Consider the following 25,487-nt stretch of genomic DNA (forward strand, 5'->3'; position numbering starts at 1 on the left):
TTAAACAGTTAATTCAAAGTATTTTCACCTGTGGGCGAACCTGGTGATTTACCTGCTGGCCAGCGTGTCTTTGTTGTTTTTCGGATCTTTCCAGTCTACTCTTTTAGACGGGTCAATACCGTTGATAAACTTCTCGATGTTGGTGTAGCCGTCGCCACTTAAATCGCCGTTGGCATCGGAGGCATCATTTGGGTTCAGGTTGTATTTCTTTTCCCAATCGTCGGGCATACCGTCGTTGTCGGAGTCTTTGTAGGGTTTGCCTTTGTACTCAGGATAACCTCCTACTTGGCTGATGTCAGTGATGATACCTAATTTGTAAGAGTCTTTCGGCAGACGACGGTGTTCGAAATCAGTTTCAGGCAGTTTCACTTTCTTTCTGGCTTCTACTTTACCGGTTCTTACCTGCTCCACCACACGGCTATCTACCGGATCGCGTTTTGGAAGGGTAGCACCTGCATTGGCCAGCACATATTTATAAGCATCCTGGGCAGGCATGATGGTCATGGCCGGCATCGGAAGAGGTCGGCTGGTGCGGATAAAATCAGTGTATTTACCGGCATTGGGCTCATCCTCTACCTGCACACCGCCATCCCAGTTGTTTTTAGTTATTTTTTCGTTACCCTCCAGGATATTGCCGTCCACATAGGCACGCCCAAACACAAGATAGCCCAACTTGCTGCGACCTGATTCCGGCTTGAGCAGGCGGTGGCCTACCGGCGTATCTTTTGGCGTGGCTGGCCCTGGCTTGTAGTAGTTGTTGATGATGTTGTAAGTAGCAGTGTAATCGCCGCCATCCACGGAGCGGTGCACCCAGTTATAGATTACGTTGTTGGCAAAGTTGAAAACACCGTTCCAGCCGATTGATGGATTGCGACCAGCATTATTCGCCCACATGTTGCGCATAAAGCTGCAGTTTTCGCCCCCCAGTGTGCTGCCGAAAGCATGGTTCCAGGTATCAAGCGCTTCGGAGAAAATACTGTTCTGGATGGTGATGTTTACAGTTGGCAGTTTCAGTTGCTTTGTGCCATCGCCCGGGTCGAACATGTGGCGGTACAATGACATATTCTCGTCAAGTCCCCAGCTGGCGGAGATATGGTCCATGATGATATTTCCCACGGCATTACCGCCAATAGCATCGTCACGGCGTCCTACGTTTGTCTCACCTCTACGGAAGCGCATGTGGCGGATAACCACATCGTGTGTATCTATCCATACGGTTTCCCCTGCCACACAAACGCCGTCGCCAGGGGCAGTTTGGCCGGCAATGGTAATGTAAGGAGCCCTGATAATAAGCGGACTTTTCAAACGGATGATACCGGCCACATTAAATACTACAATACGCGAACCACCCTGCTCACAGGCTTCGCGCAACGAACCTGGGCCGCTGTCCTCGAGGCTGTTTACTACATATACTTTACCGCCACGCCCGCCATAAGAATACATGCCGCCCCCTTCAGCACCCGGGAACGCAGGAATATCTGCCTGCGGCAGGTCTGTTGGCCTGGCAGCCCATGGAATGTAGGGCTTTCCTTCCTTTGCCTCTTTCTGGATAATTGGCAGAGCTTTCTTCCAAGCTTCGTCGGAATGCCTTCTAGCTTCTTCCATAAGCTTATTCGATGCTTTCCCTATCTCCTCTGGCACCTTTGGGTACTGGGCTGAGGCTGAGAACGGGATACTTAGAATAGACGTGAGGGATAGTACTGTAAACCAAATTTTCTTCATGTTTTCACACTTTAATTAAAACTTTTCAAATAGCCCCTGGGTGCAAACTCCTCTTTATACTTTCTTCCCCTGTTCAGCCATAGGCCATTGGAGGCAGCTTCCTGCTTTTTCCTCAAGTTATCTGTAACTTTTTTAAGTACATGGTCTTCAGCTGACAAGTAGTCTTTGGCTGAAGGCTGTGTACTTGGCAAGCCATTGGTAAATCTCCTTAGAACAGGCACCCATGGCATGCTCCAGAGCTTCTACCAAATACCCCCTTACTTTTGGTTTCTGCTTTTCAGCAGGGTCAGGCAGCATCGGAATGAATCTAGTGTTTTCTTTCGCCTGGCCGCACTCCATGAAGTTGACAATTGAGCAAGCTACTGTTCATGCAGCTTACCAAGCTTTGCTTCGGCATCATCAAACCAGGTCACGGTTACCCTTTCATCAGCAGCAATCTTTTTAGCATCAGCTGCTTTTTTGCTTTATCGACCTGCTTGCTGCGCATGTCGCTTATTTCTGTTAAACTAATAATAGGAGTTGGTTGATGGATGCTGTCACAGCTGCTAACCTACCTTCACTCCAAGGTGGTGTGGAGTTACACCACCTTGGAGTGAAGGTTTATTCATAAGGATTGAAGGAACCATTATCCCACCCTTGTGTCTGCTTGACTGCTGGGCTTCTATCTAGTATGCTTTTGGGTATAGCAAAGAAATTATACTTAGGCTGTGGATAATTTATAGCCGATTGATCGTCTTTCAACCAGGGCTCCACAGTAAAGTAAGTACCAAATTTGGTATCTAACTTCACTGTATCTCTGATACTCAAGAAACTAGCATGGCTATACTGACGTTTCAGGATGGTTCTGATACCAAGGCGACGCGTACCATTCAGCTTTTTTTCAAACAGATTCCGGCGGCGTAAATCCCAGTACCGCTTATTTTCAAAGGCGAACTCTATCTGACGTTCCAGCATAATGGCTTCCCTCATTTCGCCTGTACTCATATTGGCTTTAAGGCCATAGAGGCCATTCTCATTTTTGATTTTAGCCCGACTGCGGATTTTACTCAACTCCACGTAGGCCTCATTTGTTTTTCCCACTTCGTTGGCGGCTTCTGCCAAATTCAGCAAAACCTCCGCAAAGCGTATCTCAATCCAATCAGTGTCGGTTTGCTTTACCCGATCCTTGGCAATACTTGTGTTTACTGCTTTTCTGGTATAAAACCCTGTTGTTGTAGGGTTCTGGGTTTCAGTAGACACCAATTTGCCATCATTGGTATAATAGTAATAATGCCATTGCTTGCGATCGGCACTTTCACCTGCCACCGTGTAGTTTGCTCCGTTATATACAATGGTAGAGTAAAAACGGGGATCCCTGTTCTTCCAGTAATGCACCGCATCATAGCGAGAAGCCGGATCAGTTATGTTCAGGCCATTCGCCATGGGAAACGCATCCACCAGTTGTTTCGTGGGATTACTGTTCGTTCCTCCATCTATCCCAATCACCCTTGGGCGGACCGAGTTCTCCCAAGTGTGAATTTTGTTGGTGGAGTAATCAAATGGTCTCTTGAAGATAGCTTCCTTGTTGTTGTTGCCTTCCACAAGGAATATCTGATCAAAATTTGGCATGAGGCCATACCCATCCTGTTCAAGTAACTGTTTGGCGTTTTTACTTGCGGTGTAGGCACGTTCCCAGCGGTCAGACGCATTATTGGGATTGAACTGGGGGCTTGCCCAATACAATAGTACCCTGGATTTCAAGGCCGCCGCCGCGCCCCTTGTGACACGCCCGTATTCAGAAACCCCCCAGGATTTAGGCAAGGCAGCTATTGCTTTGTCTAAATCATCTATGATGATGTTGATAGCCTCTGACGTCTTCGTACGGGGCATTTGCAAATCGTCATTATAAGGGTTCAGAGCCGTCAAAACCATAGGGATACCTCCATACAGTTTAACCAATTCCCAGTACTCCCAAGCCCTCAATACACGTGCCTGCCCCTGCAACATATCTTTCACTTCCCTTGAAAGATTACCTTTCTCTATTTCTTCAATAGCGATGTTTATCTCACGGATGTCTAAGTATTTGGGCTGGCTATAATTCCCAATAGCATCAATAGTAAGACGGCCATACATTGTATCCCCACTTCCGGGAGCTTCGTCAGAGTTGGCCGAATTCGCCCCGAAGCCTTGTGCCGGCATGCTTCGATCATACAATCGGTTCAGGTAAAGGGTCACCTGCTTCTCATTACTCCATAAGGCGGGGGTAATTGCATTAGGGTCTGGCTTGTCCAGGACATCTTCACAGCTGCCTAACAATATTACAGTTGCCAAATAACCGATATATCTTTTCATCATCTTATACCTTTATTAAATGCTAATATTCAAACCGAAGTTAAAGGACCTCATCATTGGATAACTGTTGAACCTTGAAAGTGACGGGTCTTTATACTCAAGTGAATTGATAATCCTCCACAGGTTTCTTCCGGTAAAATATATTCTGATCTCAGGCACACCAATTTTTTCCGTTATTGATTTAGGAAACTGATAAGAAGCGTTCACTATGTTAAGGTTCATGGTAAGTCCATCTCTCATCCAGAAAGTAGACCTCTCATTATTGTATCCATAGTCTGTTGGAGCAGGATAAGCGGCATTGGGGTTATCCGCACTGTAATGGTCTCTCCAGAAAGAAGGTCCATTCAAAGTGGCTGATGGCGACCTCATGGCTTCCTTATCGTAAAACGAGTAAGTGCCAAACCCACCCAATCCTAAGTTAGTACTCACCCTAAACCCTTTATAGGATGCCCCCAGATTGATGCCGAAACCTAAGGAAGCCACTGCTGGTGCAATGATCCGTTGATCATTGCCATCAATCTTGCCATCAGGCTCATTGGATCTGTTAGGCCCACCGACATCTACAAAATCCAACATGCCGAGTTCCGGCTTTCTGCCCTTGATCGTATAATTTGGGTTGGCCTCAAGCAAAGCATCAAGCTCCTCCTGTGTCCGGATGATACCCTTGGCAATATAACCTACCTCACCACCGGGCATTCTCCCGATTTCGTCCTCCCAGGTACCCTCTACCCCTGGGCTTTGGTATTTTTTAAGAACTTTGCTTTTACCCCAGGACATATTCACCCCAACATCGTAGCCAAAGTCCTTACCGATATTTCCGGTATACCCTACAGATCCATCATATCCCCAGGCCTCCATTTCCCCATAGTTTACACTTGGAATATTCTTGAACCCTGCAGACTGGGGAAGGGAACTGGAAGGCCGGTCCAGAATATCCCAGGTATTCTTGTAGTAGGCATCGAATTCCATTCTTATGTTATTCACGAAACCCAGTTCTATGCCACCATTAAAAGAAGAAGATTTTTCCCAGGTAACACCTGTAGAGGCAACCCCCTCATTCCTATTCTGGATTGCACTTGTTAACCCGGACCCTCCCAAATAAGCCCCGTTTGTGGTGGAGTAACTCCTAACCCATTGGCTACTTCCTATTCCATCATTTCCTACAACCCCAGCAGAAAGCCGAAGCTTTAAGTTATTCATGAAACCCACATTATCTTTGAAGAAGGATTCCTCTGAAATTCTCCACCCTACCGCTACCGCCGGAAACAAGCCCCAACGAGTTTCAGGGGGAAACTTTGTAGAACCTTCATATCTGAAAGAGGCTTCAAGCAAATACCTTTCATCGAATCTATAGTTTAACCGTCCAACGTAAGACATTCTACCATTAGCAGCGGCACCGCTTCTCACATCATCTTTGTCAGCAGAAAAGCCCCCGAACTGTTCAAAGTCTTCCACCACGATATCCTCGCGGAGCGCATCGAAGTTTTCCGACTCAAATTCTGATTGTTCATAAACTAGTAGCGCGCCTACATTATGTAAGCCAAAGCTACGGTTGTAGGCCACATTGGCGTTTAACTGATAATTTTTACTGGTGGTGTGATCAAAGGAAATCCTATTGTCATTTTTCACTGTGGTAGTTCTGGCTACTTCATCTGTGAAAATGTGGTTGTTTCCTCCCTTCATCACAAAGCTGTAAAGTTCATAGGGCAGCCTATAGGACTTCCCGTCTGCACTTCGTTTGCTTTGGTTGTATGATCCTTTTAAGCTCAAGCCTTGGATAAAGGGCACTTTGTACTCCAATGCTGCATTCACGACAGTACTGGTGGCTTCACTTTTGGAGTATCCTCCCCGATTAGTGATTTCCAAAGCATGCTGGTATTGGTTGTATCCAACAGGGAGCCCATTTATATAGGAAGGAATCCAGCGCGGGGTCTGCAACAAAGACTCAAACGTACCGTCCATGGCATCGTTTCCGCCATCTTCTCTGTTGAAAGGTCTTCTGTCGACGTCATTGTTGGAGCTTAGGTTGAAGGATGCCGTTAAATTATCAGTGATATCGGCATCTAACCCAAGTCTTAAAGTATATTTCTGGTATTGCGCTCCTTCTAAATTTCCGTTTTCCTTATAATAGGACCCACCACCAAAATATCGTACCCTGTTACTCCCCCCACTCATGTTCAGAGTGTGACGAACAGTGGATGAATTGCCCCAGGCACCATCCAACCAATTATGATCAAGTGTTTTAAATTGATCTAACTCATCATCAGTAAACCAGTCTTTGTTAGTTGCATAATTTGTCGGGTTGGTGATTCTCAACCTGTTGTTTACCAATAAAGCATGGTCATAAGCATTAAGGACATCCACAACCTGACGCGCATCATTTATACCGTAGGATCCTGAATAATTGATTTTCGCTTTTCCTGCCTTACCTGTTTTTGTTTTCACCAGAACAACACCTCCAGCTCCTCGGGCCCCGTAAACAGCGGCAGCGGCATCTTTTAGGATAGATATACTTTCCACTTCAGACGGATCCAACAAATCGAAGGCTTCTTTACCCTCACCACCCTCTCTGATAAATCCATCAATCACATACAGGGGTTCTTCTGCAGTCCAGGAACCACGGGTACGGATGCTTAGGGATGTGCCTGCGCCCGGTCTACCGGATGATTGTCCTACGTTCACTCCCGGCATCCTTCCTTGCAGGAGCGTACTTAGATTTGCTGCGGGTATGTCCTGTACTTCTGCTGGATTCAATGTAGCAACTGCACCCAACACGTTGGCTCTTTTCTGCTCCCCATACCCTACCACCACAACTTCCTCCATTTGATTGGCAGATGGGGCCAAACTTACGTTGATGACAGACCTTCCGTTGATGGAAACATCCTGAGGCTCAAACCCTATAAAAGAAAACACCAGATTACCACCGATTTGAGGTGTGGCAATACTGAAATCTCCCTGAGCGTTAGTTGCGGTTGCCACCGTAGTCCCTTTTACCAGTACAGTAACCCCAATCAAAGGCGCCCCCTTATCATCTGTTACCCTACCGGTAATTGTCTTTTCCTGCCCGGCCTGGAGGTACTTGCCTATCAAAGCACTTGATTTACTTTCCGGAGCCACTGTTACACCTTTTGCAAGAACAGCCCTACCATAGGATACCTCTATTGCATAAGCTCCTGAAAAGGTGGCGGAAAACAAAAATACCTGTAGCATGGCTGCTCTTGTTAGCCGTTCGAACAAGGCATAATTTCTAGATTCTTTTTCCATTCTGAGTATAGTTTCTGTTCATACAAACTTTTTTAGCAATAAGACTCTGAGCTACCTTATCAAAGGCTGCCTATTTTGTTTATTTATTATATATAATATAAATTTTCTTAGTTCACTTAAAAGCTTGACCAGCGCAGGCTTTCTTGCTTCCTTGCCGTGGCATGTTTGACCGGCAAAGTACAGCAACACTTGTTCAGCCCTGCTGGATGCATTCTTGAAGAGGCAACCCTGTTTTACCAGGTAATGAAGCAAACCTTGTTACCGTTCCTCACCTAAGGAAAAACCTTCCTTTCAAAACACAGCAACGATAACAACAACTCTGCATCAGGAGGCATTACCAATATGGGCTCTCTTCCACTAGAAGGCTTGCAACCTGATTTTACCTAAGGTTCCTATCACACGACCTTCTTCTGCTCAAAAACAGCATCTGTTCCGCCCTTAATTAGCGGACGCTTCTGCTTTTTGCCTTTTTGCCCAATCATCCCCAGCTTTCTTAAGATCATATCCCTCGGCTGAAAGATAGTTATTGATCTTACCTTTATACTTGCCAAACCACTGATGCTTTTTCTCGGAAGAGCCCGCATCCATGGCATGTTCACGTGCTTCTACCAACCACGTCATGATCTGGGCTTTCTGCGCTTCGGCAAGGTCAGGAAGCATCGCCAGGTAACCCTTGTAGGTGATAGGAACTACCCCGTAAGTCATACCATCTTTCACCTGGTCCACCTGGGCCGGGGTGAGTTCTGCCGAAAGCTTGGCTACATATTTAGTATGCAATTTGGAAAGGTCCTGGTCTGACTTTTCCTCTATTGATTTCTTACTTAAAATGGCTTTCCCTTCCTCTGCCCCAGACTTAACCGCTTTTAACTGGGCATCTCTTCTTTCATGAATACTGTTCAAATCCTGATACTGCTGTGCAATGATAGATTGCACGCGCTTCGCCTTTGCAGAGTCCGCAAGCTTCATTGAAGCTACAATCTTTCCGGCCCTCTGGTTAACGACGTTGAAGTAAGCAGCTTCCTCTTCCTTCGTTTTCTTTATATGCTGGGAGAAGGCAGGCACACCTACAGTCAGTAAAATTCCGAATAACAGCCAATACATTTTCATAAGCAGATTATTGTTCATATTGAATGGATTTAGAGAACATCCCATATAATCCTCCCTATGCAAATATCAATCATTAAACCTCTACATTCTTATGAGTTTTTATCAACTTACTGTATGATCTTATCATATTTAAAATATAGAGGACGTAATTGGCTATTGGGAAATAAATTTTTCATTAGATTCGAATATAAACAACAATTTCACAAATCAATATCTTTCCTTTAAATTCGGCTACCGATTTGATGAAACATGGCTGCCTGGAGCCAGAGGGATAAGAAAACCAGTTTCAATGCTCACTTACCTTCGAAGCAACAGGCAACGTGTTTCCCCAAGCTTCTTTGTGCTGCCTGCCCTCACCGAGACTGGTAAATTCCTACAGTATTCAGGTGGTACACGCAGGGCCTTGGCAATAACTGCCCACGTTTGGTTGGCGTCAGGCTTCATTTTACATAAGGGTGAACAGAAAGCTGAAACGGTGCAGAAGCCCGCGCAGAGAAAGCCTGGGTAGAAAAATTTAAAAATGCAGCCCTCTCCCTTGCCCAGGTCTATGGAGTTGTAGGTCCTGTTTTCCCCATTGGTGCCTGGGCTGGTTTATGAATCGGCAAAAGGGAAACCAGGCCATGAGGAAAGAACAGAAAAGGCGGGGCCTTGAAGGCTACCGAGTCCATTAGAAACCAACCATGTAAATAGCATCCCTACTGATGAACAATAGCAAGTGGAATAGAAGAGAATTTCTCAAAAGAACAGGTACTGCTGGCCTGGGTCTTTGTGCGACAGGCATTCCGGTAAGCGGACTGTTGTCTTCCTGCGCTAAGACAGTATTTACCCACTATACCCAAACACCCGCGAACGCTTTACGGATGGCCTTTCAGTCTCCGCCTGAGGCTGCACTCCCATGGGTGTTCTGGTATTGGATGAAGGCCAGTGTCTCACGGGAGGGGCTTACCGCCGACCTGGAAGCCATGAAGGAGAGCGGCATTGGAGGGGCTTACCTTATGCCAATAAAGCCAGCGGACAACCCTCCCCTTTTCAGCCCGCCAGTAGAGACACTGACACCAGAATGGTGGGATCTGGTGCGCCATGCCTTGAATGAGTCAGAGCGTCTTGGCCTCAAGATTGGGATGCATGCCTGTGACGGCTTTGCAGTAGCCGGTGGCCCCTGGATCACCCCAGCGCTTTCGATGCAGAAAGTGGTGTGGACGGAAACGCATGTTACAGGAGGCAACCGGTACAGGGGGTCCTTGCCACAGCCAGAGACAAAGGAGGGGTATTACAAAGACATTGCCGTGCTGGCTTACCCGACACCGGAAGGCGCCATGTCGTCCACCGATGAGACTGTACCTGAAGTAACGACAAGTGTGCCAGGTGCTGACGCGACGTTCCTGGTGGTGAAAGGCAATGAAAAGACTTTTAACAGTGAGAACTCCTGCTGGATTCAGTACGCCTTCAAAAAGGATTTCACTTGCCGCTCCATCAAGATTACCACAAAGGGGAACAACCACCAGGCGCACCGGTTCACCATTCAAGTTAGTGACGACGGGAAAAGCTTCCGCACGGTAGAGCAGCTAAAACCTGCACGCCACGGCTGGCAGGACTATGACGCAAGCGCCACGCATGCCATACAACCTACCACCGCCCGTTTTTTCCGGTTTCTATACGACAAAGAAGGGACAGAGCCCGGGGCCGAAGACCTGGAAGCTGCCAAGTGGAAGCCGGTGCTGAAGGTAAGTGGCATCAGGCTTTCCAGCACACCGCGGATACATCAGTATGAAGGGAAGACGGGTGAAGTGTGGCGTGTAGCCCGGCGTACCACCTCCAAGCAGGTACCTGATCGCCTTTGCGTAAAAACAGGCGAGCTTGTTGATCTCACCGAAAAGATAGATGCTAGCGGGCATTTGACGTGGGAAGCACCGGCCGGAAACTGGACAATCCTCCGTATGGGGCATACTTCCACCGGACATACGAATTACATCGGCGGAGCAGGCGTTGGCCTGGAGTGTGATAAGTTTAACCCAGAGGCTGCCCGGCTTCAGTTTGACAGCTGGTTTGGTGAGGCTGTTCGCCAGGCTGGCCCGGAACTGGCCAACCGCATCCTGAAGATATTCCACATTGACAGCTGGGAAGCGGGCAGTCAGAATTGGTCCCCTGTATTCCGGGAGGAGTTCAGGCGCCGCCGGGGCTATGATTTGTTGACGTACTTGCCTGCGATGGCAGGAGTTCCGGTTCAGAGTGCAGATGTATCGGAGCGCTTTCTATACGATGTGCGCCAAACGATTTCGGAGTTAATCCATGACAACTTCTTTGTGCCTATGGCGGACCTCGCCCGGGCCAAAGGCTGTACGTTCACCTCTGAAAACACGGCTCCGACGATGTCCGGTGATGGCTTACGGCATTACAGTGCTGTCGATATACCGATGGGGGAGTTCTGGCTGAACAGCCCTTCCCATGACAAACCGAACGACATGCTGGATGCAATCTCAGGCGCTCACATTTATGGGAAACCCATTGTCCAGGCAGAGGCATTTACGACCGTGCGCATGGATTGGAGTGAACACCCTGCCATGCTGAAAGCAGTGGGCGACAGGAACTATGCGCTCGGAATTAACCGCTTTGTTTACCACGTGTATGTGCATAACCCGTGGCTTGACCGGAAGCCGGGCATGACCCTTGACGGCGTCGGTTTATATTTCCAGCGTGACCAAACCTGGTGGAAGCCCGGGCGTGCCTGGGTTACGTATGCGCAACGCTGCCAGGCGCTGCTCCAGCTGGGAAGCCCCGTTGCTGACCTTGCCATCTTCACGGGTGAAGAACTACCAAGACGCGCTTTGCTGCCAGACAGACTGGTACCTACTTTGCCGGGTATCTTCGGTGCAGACATGGTCGCAAGGGAAGCGAAACGATTGGCCAATGACGGTCAGCCCCTCCGTCAGAAACCGGCAGGTGTAACCTTGGCGGCCAACATGGCTGATCCTGAAAACTGGGTGAACCCCTTGCGCGGCTATGCATACGACTCCATTAACCGGGATGCTTTACTGCGTCTCGCTGAGGTCAGGAACGGTAAAATCGTGTTGCCGGGCGGTGCCAGCTACAGCATCTTGGTGCTGCCCGCTGCGCATCAGATGGTGCCGGACAATGACCGCATGACTCCTGAAGTAGCTGCTCGTTTGCGGGAGCTGGTGGAGGCGGGAGCGACATTGGTCGTAAATGACCGGCCCGTCCATACGCCCAGCCTCCGGAATTACCCAGCCGATGACGTAGCCCTGCGGCAGACCGTCGAAGCCCTATGGGATGGGCAGCCCGAGGAAATAGAGGACAAAGTATCAGGAAGCTTTCTGATGTACCGGGTAGGGAAAGGGAGGGTGATAAAAGGCCCTTTCCATGCCGACTCATTCGAGGCATTGGGCATTCAGCGGGACATGACAGTACAGGATAAATCAAGACAACACGCCAGTGGGGTTGCCTGGACGCACCGCACCGGACCTGGGATAGACATTTACTTCATCTCCAATCAGCAGGACACCTACCGGAATATAGAAGTTTCCCTACGGGCGGCGGGTCGATTGCCGGAGTTACTGGACCCGGTGACCGGCGAAGTGCAGAAGGCAACAAACTGGAGAGCAGAAAGGGGACGCACGGTTTTACCGCTGCAACTAGCTCCCCATGGCTCTCTGTTCGTTGTTTTACAGCAACCCACCCAGAAGAAAGGAGAAAACGAAGGTCAAAACTGGGCGGAGCCAGTCATTGTGCATACACTCGACGGAGCCTGGCAGCTTGCGTTTGATCCCCAATTTGGCGGGCCCGCTAAACCTGTTGTCTTCCATCAGTTGCAGGACTGGAGCAAGCATGCTGAATTCAACATCCGCCATTACTCGGGTACGGGCTTATATTCCAAATCATTTCATTGGAAAGTACCGGCTGGCAAACCTTCACACGTCTGGCTTGACCTGGGGCATGTGGCCAATATAGCTGAGGTTACGCTCAACGGTATACCCTGTGGGGTTGCCTGGACGGCTCCTTACCGCGTGGAGATAGGCCATTCGCTTCAACCGGGCGAGAACCTCCTTTCGATAGCGGTATCCAACACTTGGGCCAATCGCCTGATAGGGGACAAAAGCTTACCTGAAGCAGAACGTGTAACGAAAACCACGGCTCCTTACCGCCTGGAAGGAAAGCCACTTCTGGAGGCAGGGCTCTTGGGGCCGGTTACCGTTCAAACGGCAGCACCCAAGAAACCGTCTTAGGGAGGCAAGGAAGGAAGCCTTTCTGAAACCGGGCCATTCTGCTGATCACCTACCCGACGTACTCCCATTGGGACCTGGGGAAAGGCTATGGCCTGTGGAATAGGGGAAGGAACCACAAGGCTCTTGCAGGCGTGCCCCTGCTTTCGTCAACATCCTTTTCTGCAGTAGGCTTCCCCCCTTACCACCGTCGTCACTTTGATAATATTCCTAACAATGCTTCATAAACACCTTCTGAAATGTATTGTAGCGCTACAGGTTGCGCTTACGCCAGTACACTGTGCTTTTCCTCAGAATTTCGACGAGTCAAAGGTGCAGGCATACACATTGCCTGATCCCCTGGTTTTCCAGGATGGCTCAAAAGTGACGACGCCCCAAGCGTGGCACACAAGGCGGCGAGCAGAGATAATCGAGGTTTTGGAAAGGGAGATGTATGGCAGGACACCCGAGCACCCGGCAAAAATGCGGTTTGAGGTTTTTGACAAGGAGCCCCGGGCGCTAAATGGCCAGGCAACCAGAAAGCAGATAACGCTTTTTCTGACGGGGGAATGCACCGGCCCAAAAATTGATTTGCTGCTTTACCTGCCAAAGAAGGGGAAGGGACCTGTACCCGTGTTTTTAGGGCTGAACTTTGAAGGGAACCACGGAGTCCATACAGACCCCGGTATTCGGCTTTCCTCCAATTGGGTATGGCCGGGAGGGGCCGGTGTTGTCAACCAGCTTCCTACAGAGGCTTCCCGCGGTGCCACCGCCAGCCGATGGCCCATTGAAATGATTTTGGACCGTGGGTATGGTGTGGCGACCATCTATGCGGGGGATATAGATCCCGATAAGCATGATGGGTTCAAGAACGGTGTCCATGCCCTTTACCCGGAGCTGCAGAACCGGGGAGACAATTTCAGCACCATGGCTGCCTGGGCCTGGGGTTTGAGCCTGGCGATGGACTACCTGCAAACGGACAGGCAGGTGAACTCCCGGAGAGTAATGCTATTCGGGTTTTCAAGGATGGGCAAGGCAGCCTTATGGGCTGGTGCCCGGGACCCTCGCTTTGCCATGGTGATCAGCAACGAATCCGGGGGCGGTGGGGCTGCCTTATCAAAGCGCAATTACGGAGAGGATGTGGAACGGCTCAACAAAGGCAATCCCCATTGGTTTAGCGGTAACTTCAGGAAGTATAACCGGAATGAAGCATCCCTCCCTTTTGATCAGCATATGGTGATTGCACTCATAGCACCACGCCCGGTGTACATCGCCAGTGCAGAGGAGGACAAAGGGGCGGACCCCTATGGGGAGTTCCTTGCGGCCAAGGCAGCAGACCCCGTTTACCGTTTCCTGGGCACTGACGGGCTTCCTGCAGGGGGATTCCCGGAGGTAAATAAACCCGTGTACGGCCGTCTCGGGTACCACATCAGGTCAGGTAAGCATGATGTCACCAGGTATGACTGGGAACAATATCTGAATTTTGCTGACATACACTTTCGCAAAAGAAAGGCGGAGCAGCGTTAAAACCGTAAAACGGGACGGGTACAGTCCTGGGGTATCAACGGACCTGTATCTTTGAACATCCCCCCGGGTAGCTTCTTGCCTGTAGTCGGCACCATGCAGGGGCTTCCTGCTAGTGGCTTCCTAACTTTTCCTGCTTATGGATATGCGGTTCAGGTATTCCTCTAGATTCGTGAACCCATCTTTATCCCTGTCGCCGTTCCGGTCTTCGGCATCGTTTGGATTCAACCCATGCTTTTTCTCCCACGCATCGGGCATGCCATCGTGATCAGAGTCATCAGGGGCTTTCGCCGCATCATATGCGGGCCACCCTCCCACCCCTGCCGGTGAATCAATGATCCCAGCTTTCCCGAAGCTTCCGTACCCGCTTGCCGTACCCTTTCGGGTTTCCTCCACCACCCTTGCATCAACTTCATCGCGGCTCGGGAAAGAAGCTCCCGCATCTTGCAGTACCCGTTTATAGGCAGTTTCTGCGGACTCCAACGGCACCTTCACCCTAACCTGGAAAGGAGCCGCTGCTTTCGCCTGGCCCCGGTTCCCCGCTGGCAGTTCAGACAGATCCAGCCCTAGCCAGTTATCATTGGTCATCTGACTGTGGCCTTTCATCACATTCCCGGACAAGTACCACTCCCCCACCCCTCTGGCTTTACTGGCCGTGTAGTTCGCGTGCACAAACTTCAGGTTAGGTGGCGTAGCGGGCCCCGGTTTGTAGTAGTTATTGACCAAATTCACCTTGGACTGCCCATTCGGTATTTCAACCTCACCGCCGTAACAAGCGTTTTCTCTTCCCCAGTTGTATACCACATTGTTACGGTAATCGACCAAAGCGATGGTATCATGGGCCCTGGCGCCGTTGAACCTTACTGTACGGCTTACTTGGTTGGCGATGAGATTATGGTGATAGGAAGCCTTTTGTCCGCCCCACACCCCGGCGTAGGACCGGCCCCCTTTCATATGCCCGGCATTGTAAAGGCCCTCACTGATGATACACCACTGTACGGTGGTATTTTCAGTGTCATAGAGAGCCGCACATTCTTCATTTGCCCAACTAAAAGAACAGTGGTCAATGATAACGTCATGGCAGTTTTCCATGTCAAACCCGTAGAGGCCGCTTGCGGCGGTGCCTCCCGGGCGGGACCGAAGGTACCGTACAATGATATTGCCATGGTTCCCGCCCTTACTTTTCGCATTCGCACCGTTGAGAATGAAAGAATGCCCTTTCAGGCATATGCCATCACCAGGGGCTGTTTGTCCTGCAATGGTGATGTTGGACCTTTTAACCTGAATCTCCGATTGCAGCTCAATTATCCCTGCCACCCTGAATACAACCGTCAGAGGTTCACCCGGATGCTCTTTTAAAGCCTGCCGAAAACTTCCGGGCCCATCATCTTGTAGGTTCGTAACTTCCGCCACTTTCCCTCCCCTTCCTCCGGTAGCATATTTGCCGAAGCCCTCTGCCCCGGGGAAAGCCACTTGCTGGGCCTGCAAAGTACTGGCACCGCAAATGCTTGCTAACAAATACAGGCTCCAGGCATAAAAACATCTATCCATCGCGTAGGGAGGTTATAGTGGTTTAACTTTTTTGTTTGGCGCAAATCACCTGCTCAGAGGCATCCAAACGGACATTTCTGAATGGCCCCTGTTCCCCCAGGCATAGTAAGGGATCAGTCTTACCTGCACCGACTGGTTACCTCTGGCAACCTCTCTGTAAAGCTGGTTTTCCCAGTTGCCGCTGGAAGAAAGCTTCGCTTTCCCCTCTAAACCCATGACGTCACTATTCGCAATCCGCATAAGCTTAGGTTGAAACTCGATGTCAGCAGGGAGGACCAGGTCAAATACACTCTTGTCCATTGGGAAGTCCACCGACTCCACACAGTACACGACAGGCCCGCGTTTTACGGCTACCTGGTTGCGTGTCTCCTCTACCAATGGGTTAGCCTCCAGTAACCTGGCCTGCATGGGGATTATCAATTCCACGTTATCCCCTTTGGACCATTTACCGCTTACCTCGACATACCCACCCGGCGCCGTTTTAGCATCATAGGGCTTCCCGTTCACTAAGATTCTAGCATCCTTGCTCCAACCTGGTATGCGCATGAAAAGGGAAAAAGCCCTCTTTCTGGGAACTTGGTCCAACCGAACTTTTATGTTGCCGTCCCAGGGGTAATTTGTTTCCTGGCTTAGCTTTAGCTCGGAGCCATCCTTGAATTTCGTCGCAAGCCTGCTCCCCCCATACAGGTTAAACCATACTCCCTTATCAGATATACTATAGGCATAGTTGTTCACTTCGGCAACTGTCCGGACAACATTGGGAGGGCAGCAGTTGGATAAGCCGATATAACCCACCCGGTCTTTGGACCAGCGCTGCCGGAACGGGAGGTCATCAGAGTAAGCGAGCGGGTTGGTATACAGAAACTCTTTTCCGTTCATACTGATCCCGGACAACACACTGTTGTACAAAGCAAGCTCCATGATGTCGGCATACCGCGCTTCCCCAGTCAATTGAAGCATCCGCCAGTTCCAGAGCACGTTCCCGATGTTGGCACAGGTCTCATTGTGTGCCGTATAATTGGGCAGCTGATAGTCACGGCCAAAGGCCTGATGGATTTTCTGCACCTCTTTCGGATCATAGGAAGTGCCATCCGGGGACACCCCGTCGTAAAGGGAACCCAACCCCCCGGTTATGTACATTTTCCTGTGCACCACGTCATCCCACATTAAATTCAAGGTAGAAAGCAAGGATTTATCGCCGGTTTCCGCATATACGTCCGCTACGCCGGCATAAAGGTAACTGGCTCTTACCGCGTGCCCCATGGCTTTTTTCTGTTCCCGGAAAGGTATCCTGTCCTGGTTATCGTCCGTTCCGTCTTTGCTGTAACCCCTTATATCAATGAGGTTTTTGGCGAGTTCAAGGTATTTCGGGTCTTTCGTGGTACGGTACATTTCCACAATCCCCATGTAATGCGATGGGCAGATAGCGTTGCGGGCTAACTCTGGGGAGGCTGTTTTATAGTAGTTGTACAGGAAGTCAGTAGCCTTGATGGCAACATGAAGCAGGGAAGATTTACCTGTGGCCCGGTGATGCACGCAAGCCGCTGTCATCAGATGGCCCAGGTTATAAGCCTCAAAATTCACTTTATCCTGAAAAGCGGAACCTGCCCCCTTGTTATTTATTTTCTGAATGATGGCAGGGGTATAAATATAGCCATCCTCCTGCTGGGCTTTGGCAATAACGGCAATCGCCTTGTCCATTTCCTGATCCAGTCTTGGATCTTTGGTGATAGCATAGGTAGCAGCCAGGGATTCCAGCACCTTGTAAAAGTCACCATCATGAAAAGAGGGGCCCGAATGCTCACCCTTGGCCAACCCTGCTGCAATCTCGAAGTTCCTAAATGAATGGCTAACCTCTGCATTATTGTATAGTTGCCATATATTCGGCACCATGGCCTCTTTGCACACTTTGAAGCGATCCGCCCAAAATCCTTGCGTCCACGTGACATCGCCCATGTCCACGCTCCTTAATTTAGCAAAAGAGCTACCAGAAGTATTCACCAGGCTTTTATCCTGTGCCTGAAGGGAACTACCTAATAGCATAATTCCCACCAGGACAACACCACACTTTTTCATACACGTCTTTTTTTGATGGATTAACTAGGTTTGCAGGAATGCCACACCGCCAGCAGGCTTACTGATTGCAGAGCCAGCACAGTTTCGAAACCATTTTTGGTTAACTGGTAAAGTCAGTTGCATTACCTTTTGGATTTGTTGGGAAGCAACAATCAGCTTTTGTCAGCGGCTAACTTTATTCCTTCCCTTTTCTGTAAACTTATCCTGTAAAAGGGAGATCCTGTTTTCACCGAAGAGCTTTGAAACCAGGAAGCCAACAAGAAAAATGGTGGTGGTTCCAATCACGATTGCCAGGTTTGCATGGAAAGGGCTTTTGAAACTCACCCAATCCCCATCCGCAAAATACACTGGCGACAGGCTAGCCCAGCAGATAACTAAAATCCCTGCCACAACGCCTATGCCTGCATCAAAACTCTTTACTTTCCGGGAGAAAATCCCCAGCAAGAACAAGCCCAGCATGCCTCCACTGAAAATAGATGACAGGGCCCACCAGGCATCCAATGCACTTTTAACCCTTGTCATAGCCAAGGCAGCCACAATACCTAAAATCCCCATCACCAAAGAAGCTAGGTACATGGATTTCATCGACTCGCGGCCAGAGGCACTCTTGTGGAAGAAGCGTTTGTAGTAGTCCACTGTGATAACGGTGGCAGAACTATTGATACTGGTGGAAACAGTACTCATGCCCGCCGCAAAAATGGAGGCAATCAGAAGTCCTGTTATGCCAACAGGCAAGCCATGTACAATAAAGTGGGGAAATACTTTATCTGCCATCCCTGAAGCCCTAAGCGAAGCAGGCAGTAGTCCTGGCTGCGCCTGATAGTAGGCGAACAGTGCCGTGCCTATAAAAAAAAACAAGAGTGAAATAGGCACATAAAGTAAACTGCCCAGCCAGGTAGAGAATATGGCCTCTTTTTGAGTTTTAGCAGTAAAATACCGCTGAACATAATTTTGGTCTATACCATAGTTCTGCAGATTGATAAACAATCCATATACCAGTACCACCCAGAAAGTTGAATCAGACACGTTGGCACTGAAACTTCCCAAGCTAAATTTATCGCTCGCGCTGGCTATCTCGAACAACTGCGTCACCCCGTCTGGCATGGAAAACAAGATTATTCCTACACAAGCCAGGGCGCCTACAATCAGGATGATTCCCTGCACAGCATCCGTCCATATCACCGCCTCTATCCCCCCCATGACGGCATACAGCATGACACAGACGCCCGTCACTATGATGATGGCTGGTATGCTCCAGCCGAACAGCGCATTCATGGGAAGGGCCAGCAGGTACATGATGGCGCCCATGCGTGCCACCTGGGTGAGCAGGTAGCAGACAGAACCGTACACCCGGGCCCATGGACCGAAGCGAGTCTCCAGGTAATGATAAGCTGATATGCTGTCAATACTTCTGTAGAGTGGCACAAACAGCTTTACAGCAACAAAGGACGCGAAGGGAATGGATAAGCTAAAAACAAAACCATTCCAGTTTGACATATAAGCATTCCCAGGCAAGGCCAGAAAGCTTATACTACTTACGAAAGTGGCGAAAATAGACATTCCCACCGCCCAGGAAGGCAACCTGCCTCCTCCCGTGGAATATTCACTGGCGGAACGTTTTTTAAAGTAGAAAGAGCACCCAAACAGGACCATGCCCACTAGGTAGGCGATGATCACGAGTAAATCTACTAAAGGCAGCGTCATAGGTTAACCGTGCTTTGATACTGCCCCTGCATGTTACTCTTGATTTCTTTCAGGTAACCCCTTATCTTCAACTTCTCCTCTGCCTGGTAACTTTGATGAGGCTCTGCCATGAAATCACTACAGATGCCCAAAACAGAAAGAGCCGCTTTCACCCCTTTCAAATAACTGGTGCCACAGCTGCTCACTGTATACAGGTGCGAGCTAATCTCCAGCACATGGTTTTGCAAGGTGCCAATCAGTTCAAAGTCCTTGGTTAAGGCTGCCTCATACAGATCCACATACAACTGGGGGAATAAATTGGCCCCTCCATTCACCCCTCCATGGCCCCCCATCAATACCGCCTCGGCCGTTACCTCCTCAGGGCCGATTAACAGCGAGAAATCAGGGTTGTCTTTCAAGGCATTGCACATTAACTGGAAGTAAACGGTATTCCCGGAGCTATCCTTCAAACCGACTACATTGGGGTGTTTTGCGATTGCTTTTACTGTTGCCGGCGCAAAGCTCACCTTTGTATGGGAAGGCATGTTGTACAGGAAGAGCGGCAATGGAAGCCGATCGGCCAGATGCTTGTAGTAGTGGACCAGTTCGTCCTGGCTTGGGGTAAAGTAGTAGGGAGGAGCGGATACAACTGCCGCAGCACCGGCTTCAGCTGCCGTATTGGCCAGCCGGAGGCTTTCCGAAACAACGGTATCTGTGATGCCCACAAGTACCGGCACACGCCCCGCTACCTGCTCACAGGTGCGCTTCACCAGCTCATGCCGCAAGTGATAGCTTAGATTCGGGGCCTCTCCTGTGGTTCCTAAAATAAACAACCCATGTACACCTCCCCCTAAAATGTGCTCAATCAGTTTTTCCAATCCATTTACGTCAAGCGCATCATTGCTCAATAGAGGCGTTACCATCGGAGGTACAATTCCTCTTAGGGGCGTAGGTAGCTTTTCCTGTTTCATTTCTTAAATTTTAACATAGGTTAATACAAGGTTCCATAGCTTTGGCAAGCCCGGTAATCAGCTCCCTCTGCCTCCATGCCAAATGCGGCCCAGGCACTGGGTCTGAAAATATTTTCTTCTGTTATGTTATGCATACAAACCGGGATGCGCAGCATGGAAGCGAGGGTGATCAAATCCGCTCCAATATGACCGTAGCTGATGGAACCATGGTTGGAGCCCCAGTTCGCCATGACGGCATAAGTATCCCGGAAAGCGCCTCTCCCAGTCAGACGGGGCACAAACCAGGTAGTGGGCCATGTTTTATCCGTGCGTTGGTCAAGGGTGTTATTTACCTCTTCCGGCAAGTCAATTGTCCACCCCTCTGCAATCTGCAGCACCGGCCCTAACCCTTTGATTAGGTTTACACGTGACATGGTAACAGGCATACCTCCTTTCGTCAGGAACTGAGAGGAATACCCCCCTCCCCTGAAATACTCCAGTGTCGCAGGATACCAGGTAGTGGCGGCTAAGCATTCCTGGGCCTCCCGTTCACTTATTTCCCAGAACGGCTTCATGGCAGGCTTTCCCTCCTGATGCTGTTGGCCTGTCCCGTCCAAAGTGCAGGAGCCTGAGTTGATCAAATGCAGAAAGCCATCTTTTGCAACGCCCTCCAGTTTATATCCTGTTACCCGCTCCACAGCCTCTGGGCTCCAGTAGGTTCTTACATCAGCAAATATCTGAGCGGTATTGCTTAGAAGATGCCCAAAGAGCATGCTCACACCGTTCAGCGAATCATTTTCGGTAGCTACTACAAAGGGCTGACGAATGCCATTCCAGTCAAAGGAGGAATTAAGGATCGCCTCACTGAAATCACCGTTTGGCAAAAAGTCTGTCCATTGGCGCTGCCCTTGGAAACCTGACGCAATGGCATTATGCCCTAACGCCTCCTCCCCATATCCCATCGCCTTGAGTTGGGGATTGCCAATCATCAGATCACGTATAATGATCGTCATTTTAGCAACAAACCCCCAGTCACTGTCCTTTTGATTCCGGGATTTTTGCTTGTCACCAGGATTGAAGTCTGTTCCTTCCTGACAGTTTTCCTTTATCCAGGAGATGGCCTTCTCAAATTCATCCTGGTCGAAAATGCCCTGCTCTATCCGACGGAGTACTTCCATGGAATCGACATACTCCGTTCTCATTCCCAGGAAAGATTCAAAAAAACCGGCGTCTACGATTGATCCCGCGATCCCCATGGATACTGAGCCAATTGACAGATAGGATTTCCCGCGCATGGAAGCAACTGCCAACCCTGCTTTCGCAAACCGCAACAGCTTCACCTGTACATCCTCCGGGATAGTTGTATCACCAGTATCTTTCACATCCTTACCGTAGATGCCAAATGCGGGCAAACCTTTTTGGTTGTGCCCGGCCAGCGCAGCAGCCAGGTAAACAGCCCCAGGACGCTCCGTCCCATTGAAGCCCCATATCGCTTTTGGCGTGTGAGGGTTCATGTCTATAGTCTCCGTGCCGTAACACCAGCAAGGCGTTACCGTGAGCGACACCCCCACCCCTTCCCGTTCAAACTTATCAGCAGCCATGGCTGCCTCTGCCACACCGCCTATACAACTATCAGCGATTATACATTCTACTGCAGTGCCATCCGCATGCCTAAGGTTTTCGTGAAAGAACAGGGCAACTTGCTGCGCCATAGCCATCGTGGTTTCTTCCAACGACTCCCTGATTCCGCCTAAGCGGCCATCGATGACAGGACGTACTCCGATCTTTGGCTTTGCGCCAACTAATCTTCTCTGATACGGGGGGTTCTTCATGTATCTAAATCATGTTTGTTGCTTCACTGGACCTAGGGGCCCAATCTGAACCATTAAAATTAGCGGCAAAAAGCATGGGGACACTGTCTGTTCTTTTCCAATAACTATAGGATATTATCATATATGGAAATAAGGAACACTGTGTCCTTCTGTTGCTTACAACAATCTTCAGAAGGGAAGACGCCATCCTCCATTTTCCTATCCTTCAATAAGACCGCTTGAACTAAACTGGATTTACCCTTCAGATTGAGGGGTTAACTTTCCTTGGTGCATTCTCTCCATTGCACCATGGGACCGGTAACTCACCGGAACTGATTTAACCCTCTTTTATACTCATTATTTTACTAATAAAAAGAATTTTCCCTTATAAACATACTGTAAGTTCAAAATTTATTTATGGGAGTTGAGTTAAAGCATATTTATTGCTATATTTTCAATTATTAACCCTTCTTAAATAAGTTTCTGAATAACAAGCAAACATTGCCTGGTTAAAAACTAAATTCCTGACAGGACTTTACAAAAGATTACACTGAGAGTTTAAACATCTTAAAACCATGAAGCCGCATTTTCACAAGGTCCCGGTAGAATTGCAGAGTTCTTTCAATATAATGCATAAACTACAGCCTGACTTTGGGTCAGTATGGCACTTTCATCCTGAGTTGGAACTCCATTACATTATAAAAGGGGAAGGCGTCAGGTTTATCGGAGACAACATTGATAATTTTTCCGCCGGGGAAATGATCTTACTGGGAGAGAACCTGCCCCATACGTGGCGCTGCAAAGAAGACTACTTTCAGGGGGGGGCGAGGCAGAAAGTGGAGGCGATTGTCATTCAGTTTCTGCCATACTGCCTGGGGCGTGATATTCTGAACTTACCAGAAGCATACCTGATTCCAAAACTATATGAAAAGGCTAAAAAAGGGCTTGTGATCAAAGGTGAAGCAAAAAAGCGAATAGCCGATTTGATGACAAGGGCCGTAGAAGCAAAAAATTTAGACCGGCTGATTCTGCTTCTCTCGGTGATAAAGGAACTAGCTGAGACAGAAGACATAGAAACGATCACTTCCGAACATGTCTTTTACAAATCAAATGAAATCGAAACTGAACGGCTGAACAGGGTTTGCTCTTACACCTTGTCCAATTTCAAAAAAGAAATCAGTTTAGAGGAGATTTCGTCTGTAGCCAATCTCAGTATAACCTCTTTTTGCCGTTACTTTAAGATGATGACAAAGAAAACATATAATGATTTCCTAACAGAGATCAAGATAAGCCATGCCTGCAGGGCTTTGGTGGAAGATAAGCTTTCCACTGAAGTTATCTGCTTTGACTGTGGGTTTAACAATGTGTCTAACTTCTATCGGCATTTCAAGAAAGTGATGAATATGACACCACTTGAGTACAAAAGAAAGTATCTGAATACCTGACCCTGCATTTCCCAACTATTCCCCATTCCCAGGACCCATCGCTTCCACCATGGTTCTGGTAAGAAAACTAAACCCTGATCCCAATGGGAATGCACTAAGAAGGGCCAGACATGCCTTTTCCCCTGATAAAAGCTTATAAATTAATATATACCTGTTCGCAACCCCTAAATCAGCTGCCCCTTATTGTTGTCTCTTATTATAGACTTCCACAAAGTCCATGGGCTTGTCCTCGGTTTGAATCCTTACATTTTTCAGCAGCAGATTATCTACGTACTGAAACCTTGCCCCTTCTTTCGCTTGAATACTTATATCCTCTAAAATAACGTTTTCAGCATGCGCTAAAGGCCAGCCCAGGAAGCTGATGGCTTTCCCGGAATTAGTGGCATTTACATTTCTGATGGTTATGTTCCTGTACTTTGGAGTTGCTTTATAGAAGGGCACAAGGATATTCTGCCATTCATCCAGGTAGTCTTTCCCGTCAACTTTCCGAAAGGAATAGTCAATCACAGTGCCCACGTTTTTAATTTCCCAGCCTTCATGGGTGATGTTCTCTATAACTCCACCACGGCCGGGACGAGGCTTGAATTTTATTGGGGCTTGGTTTCCATCGGCTTTGCAGTTGCGCACCATTACATTCTTTATTCCCCCTGCTGTTTCCGTTCCAAGGGAGACACCTCCGTGACCGGTCCCAAAAAAGCAATTCTCAATTAAAACATTCTCTGTAGGCATGTTCACGCGCAGCCCATCGGATCCTCTTCCTGATTTGATGGCAATACAATCGTCGTCCACAGAGATAGAGCAGTTACGAATGATGATATCATTGCTGGAATCCACATCTATCCCGTCAGTACTGGCGGCTTTCTTACCTTTTTCAAGAATAGGATTGTAAATGACCACATCTGTTACTTTTATGGCGTCGCTATAACAGATATGTACTGTCCAAAAGCCTGAATTCCTTAAGTTGACCCCCTGTATCTCTGATGCTGAGACTTTATCAAAAAGTATAAGCCGGGGTCTAGGCACATGCCAATCAATCAAATCACCGGGCACTGTCTTTGATAAGCTGTCTCGCTTTGTCCAGTAATCTTCCCACCAGTAATAACCTGAGCCATCTATAGTGCCTTCTCCGTATATCTTTACATTTTTAGCCTGAATTGCATTAACAAAGGCAGAGGGCCAGTTCATCTCAATGCCGGCAATCCGGGTATTTACTAATATCGGATAATTTTCCAGGCCTGCCACGGCTCTCAGCTTAGCCCCTTTGTCCACCTTTAGGTGAACGTTCTCCTTCAGGAAAAGGGCACCGGAGGAAAAAACACCGTTTGCAACCAGCACGGTACCGCCACCAGCCGCATGGCAATGATCAATCGCCTTTTGGAGAGCTTTTGTATTTACGGTGACAGAATCTCCTACGGCACCATACTGGGTTACATCGTATATTCTTCTGCTGCTATCCCCTAGCGGGGCAGCTGCCTGTTTTATACAGGACGCCAGCAGCATGGCACCCCACACAATAAGCCACGCTAACCGGTGTTTTCTTGTGATGCGTGCAGCCTGTGGGCCGTTGCCAGGGAGGCTGGCGGTTTTCCTATTCTGATTGGGGAACTTCATGATAACCGATATTGCCGTTGCCTTCAGTGTTCCAGGAGCAGTTGATCCCGGTTTTGCACCAGATCCGCTCTCTGTTAGTTGGATAGGATTCATGGGAGGTGTTCTCGATCGTTACGGGTGAGGAAGGGTATCCGAAGCCCAGGACTGCACTGCTTGCGCAAAAAAAGCCCCGCTTTATGGAGAACAGGTACAGAC

14 protein-coding genes are annotated in these 25,487 nt (G+C 48.9%); 3 read left to right on the plus strand and 11 right to left on the minus strand.

The genetic code is table 11. From position 1 onward, the window contains the following. Positions 1-48: 48 nt before the first annotated feature. The 5 genes from DC20_RS21425 to DC20_RS21445 all read right to left on the minus strand — a co-directional run bounded on the left by DC20_RS21425 (position 49) and on the right by DC20_RS21445 (position 8,442). Positions 49-1,722, minus strand: coding sequence for a hypothetical protein (locus DC20_RS21425; protein ID WP_062546089.1), 1,674 nt, complete (start codon positions 1,720-1,722; stop codon positions 49-51). Positions 1,723-1,869: 147 nt separating this feature from the next. Beyond that, entirely contained in the window at positions 1,870-2,061 is a 192-nt protein-coding gene (locus DC20_RS23135) for a hypothetical protein (RefSeq protein WP_062546090.1), read from the minus strand. 261 nt (positions 2,062-2,322) lie between these two features. Further along, positions 2,323-4,056 (minus strand): RagB/SusD family nutrient uptake outer membrane protein, encoded by a 1,734-nt coding sequence (locus tag DC20_RS21435; RefSeq protein ID WP_083470471.1) that lies wholly within the window; start codon positions 4,054-4,056, stop codon positions 2,323-2,325. 12 nt (positions 4,057-4,068) lie between these two features. Further along, a complete protein-coding gene (locus DC20_RS21440) occupies positions 4,069-7,263 on the minus strand; it encodes a SusC/RagA family TonB-linked outer membrane protein (protein WP_169788222.1) in 3,195 nt (1,064 codons plus the stop codon). 492 nt (positions 7,264-7,755) lie between these two features. After that, positions 7,756-8,442 carry a DUF3826 domain-containing protein gene (locus DC20_RS21445; RefSeq protein ID WP_062546093.1) on the minus strand — a complete coding sequence of 229 codons (687 nt, stop codon included), beginning with the start codon at positions 8,440-8,442 and terminating at the stop codon, positions 7,756-7,758. Between the two features lie 683 nt (positions 8,443-9,125). On the opposite strand from DC20_RS21445, the gene DC20_RS21455 reads away from it, so the two are divergent. Beyond that, entirely contained in the window at positions 9,126-12,665 is a 3,540-nt protein-coding gene (locus tag DC20_RS21455) for a glycosyl hydrolase (RefSeq protein ID WP_083470472.1), read from the plus strand. Positions 12,666-12,878: 213 nt separating this feature from the next. After that, on the plus strand, positions 12,879-14,168 hold the full coding sequence (locus DC20_RS21460) for a glucuronyl esterase domain-containing protein (protein ID WP_062546095.1): 1,290 nt from the start codon (positions 12,879-12,881) through the stop codon (positions 14,166-14,168). A 120-nt stretch (positions 14,169-14,288) separates the two neighbouring features. On the opposite strand, the gene DC20_RS21465 is transcribed toward DC20_RS21460, so the two are convergent. The 5 genes from DC20_RS21465 to DC20_RS21485 all read right to left on the minus strand — a co-directional run bounded on the left by DC20_RS21465 (position 14,289) and on the right by DC20_RS21485 (position 22,257). Further along, entirely contained in the window at positions 14,289-15,716 is a 1,428-nt protein-coding gene (locus tag DC20_RS21465) for a hypothetical protein (RefSeq protein WP_062546096.1), read from the minus strand. A 45-nt stretch (positions 15,717-15,761) separates the two neighbouring features. Then, a complete protein-coding gene (locus tag DC20_RS21470) occupies positions 15,762-17,792 on the minus strand; it encodes an aceric acid hydrolase (RefSeq protein ID WP_062546097.1) in 2,031 nt (676 codons plus the stop codon). Between the two features lie 162 nt (positions 17,793-17,954). Beyond that, on the minus strand, positions 17,955-19,496 hold the full coding sequence (locus DC20_RS21475) for a sodium:solute symporter (protein ID WP_062546098.1): 1,542 nt from the start codon (positions 19,494-19,496) through the stop codon (positions 17,955-17,957). Next, complete coding sequence (locus DC20_RS21480; protein WP_062546099.1) at positions 19,493-20,446, minus strand: dihydrodipicolinate synthase family protein; 954 nt, start codon at positions 20,444-20,446, stop codon at positions 19,493-19,495. Before DC20_RS21480 ends, DC20_RS21475 begins: the two co-directional genes overlap by 4 nt. A 20-nt stretch (positions 20,447-20,466) precedes the next feature. Next, a complete protein-coding gene (locus DC20_RS21485) occupies positions 20,467-22,257 on the minus strand; it encodes an L-fucose isomerase (RefSeq protein WP_062546100.1) in 1,791 nt (596 codons plus the stop codon). 554 nt (positions 22,258-22,811) lie between these two features. On the opposite strand from DC20_RS21485, the gene DC20_RS21490 reads away from it, so the two are divergent. Next, positions 22,812-23,681: an AraC family transcriptional regulator gene (locus tag DC20_RS21490; RefSeq protein WP_062546101.1), complete on the plus strand. Its 870-nt coding sequence runs from the start codon at positions 22,812-22,814 to the stop codon at positions 23,679-23,681. Between the two features lie 180 nt (positions 23,682-23,861). On the opposite strand, the gene DC20_RS21495 is transcribed toward DC20_RS21490, so the two are convergent. Next, positions 23,862-25,385, minus strand: a complete 1,524-nt coding sequence (locus tag DC20_RS21495) for a glycoside hydrolase family 28 protein (protein WP_083470473.1) — start codon at positions 25,383-25,385, stop codon at positions 23,862-23,864. Positions 25,386-25,487 lie beyond the last annotated feature (102 nt).

It is taken from the genome of Rufibacter tibetensis (assembly GCF_001310085.1).
Lineage (GTDB): Bacteria > Bacteroidota > Bacteroidia > Cytophagales > Hymenobacteraceae > Nibribacter > Nibribacter tibetensis.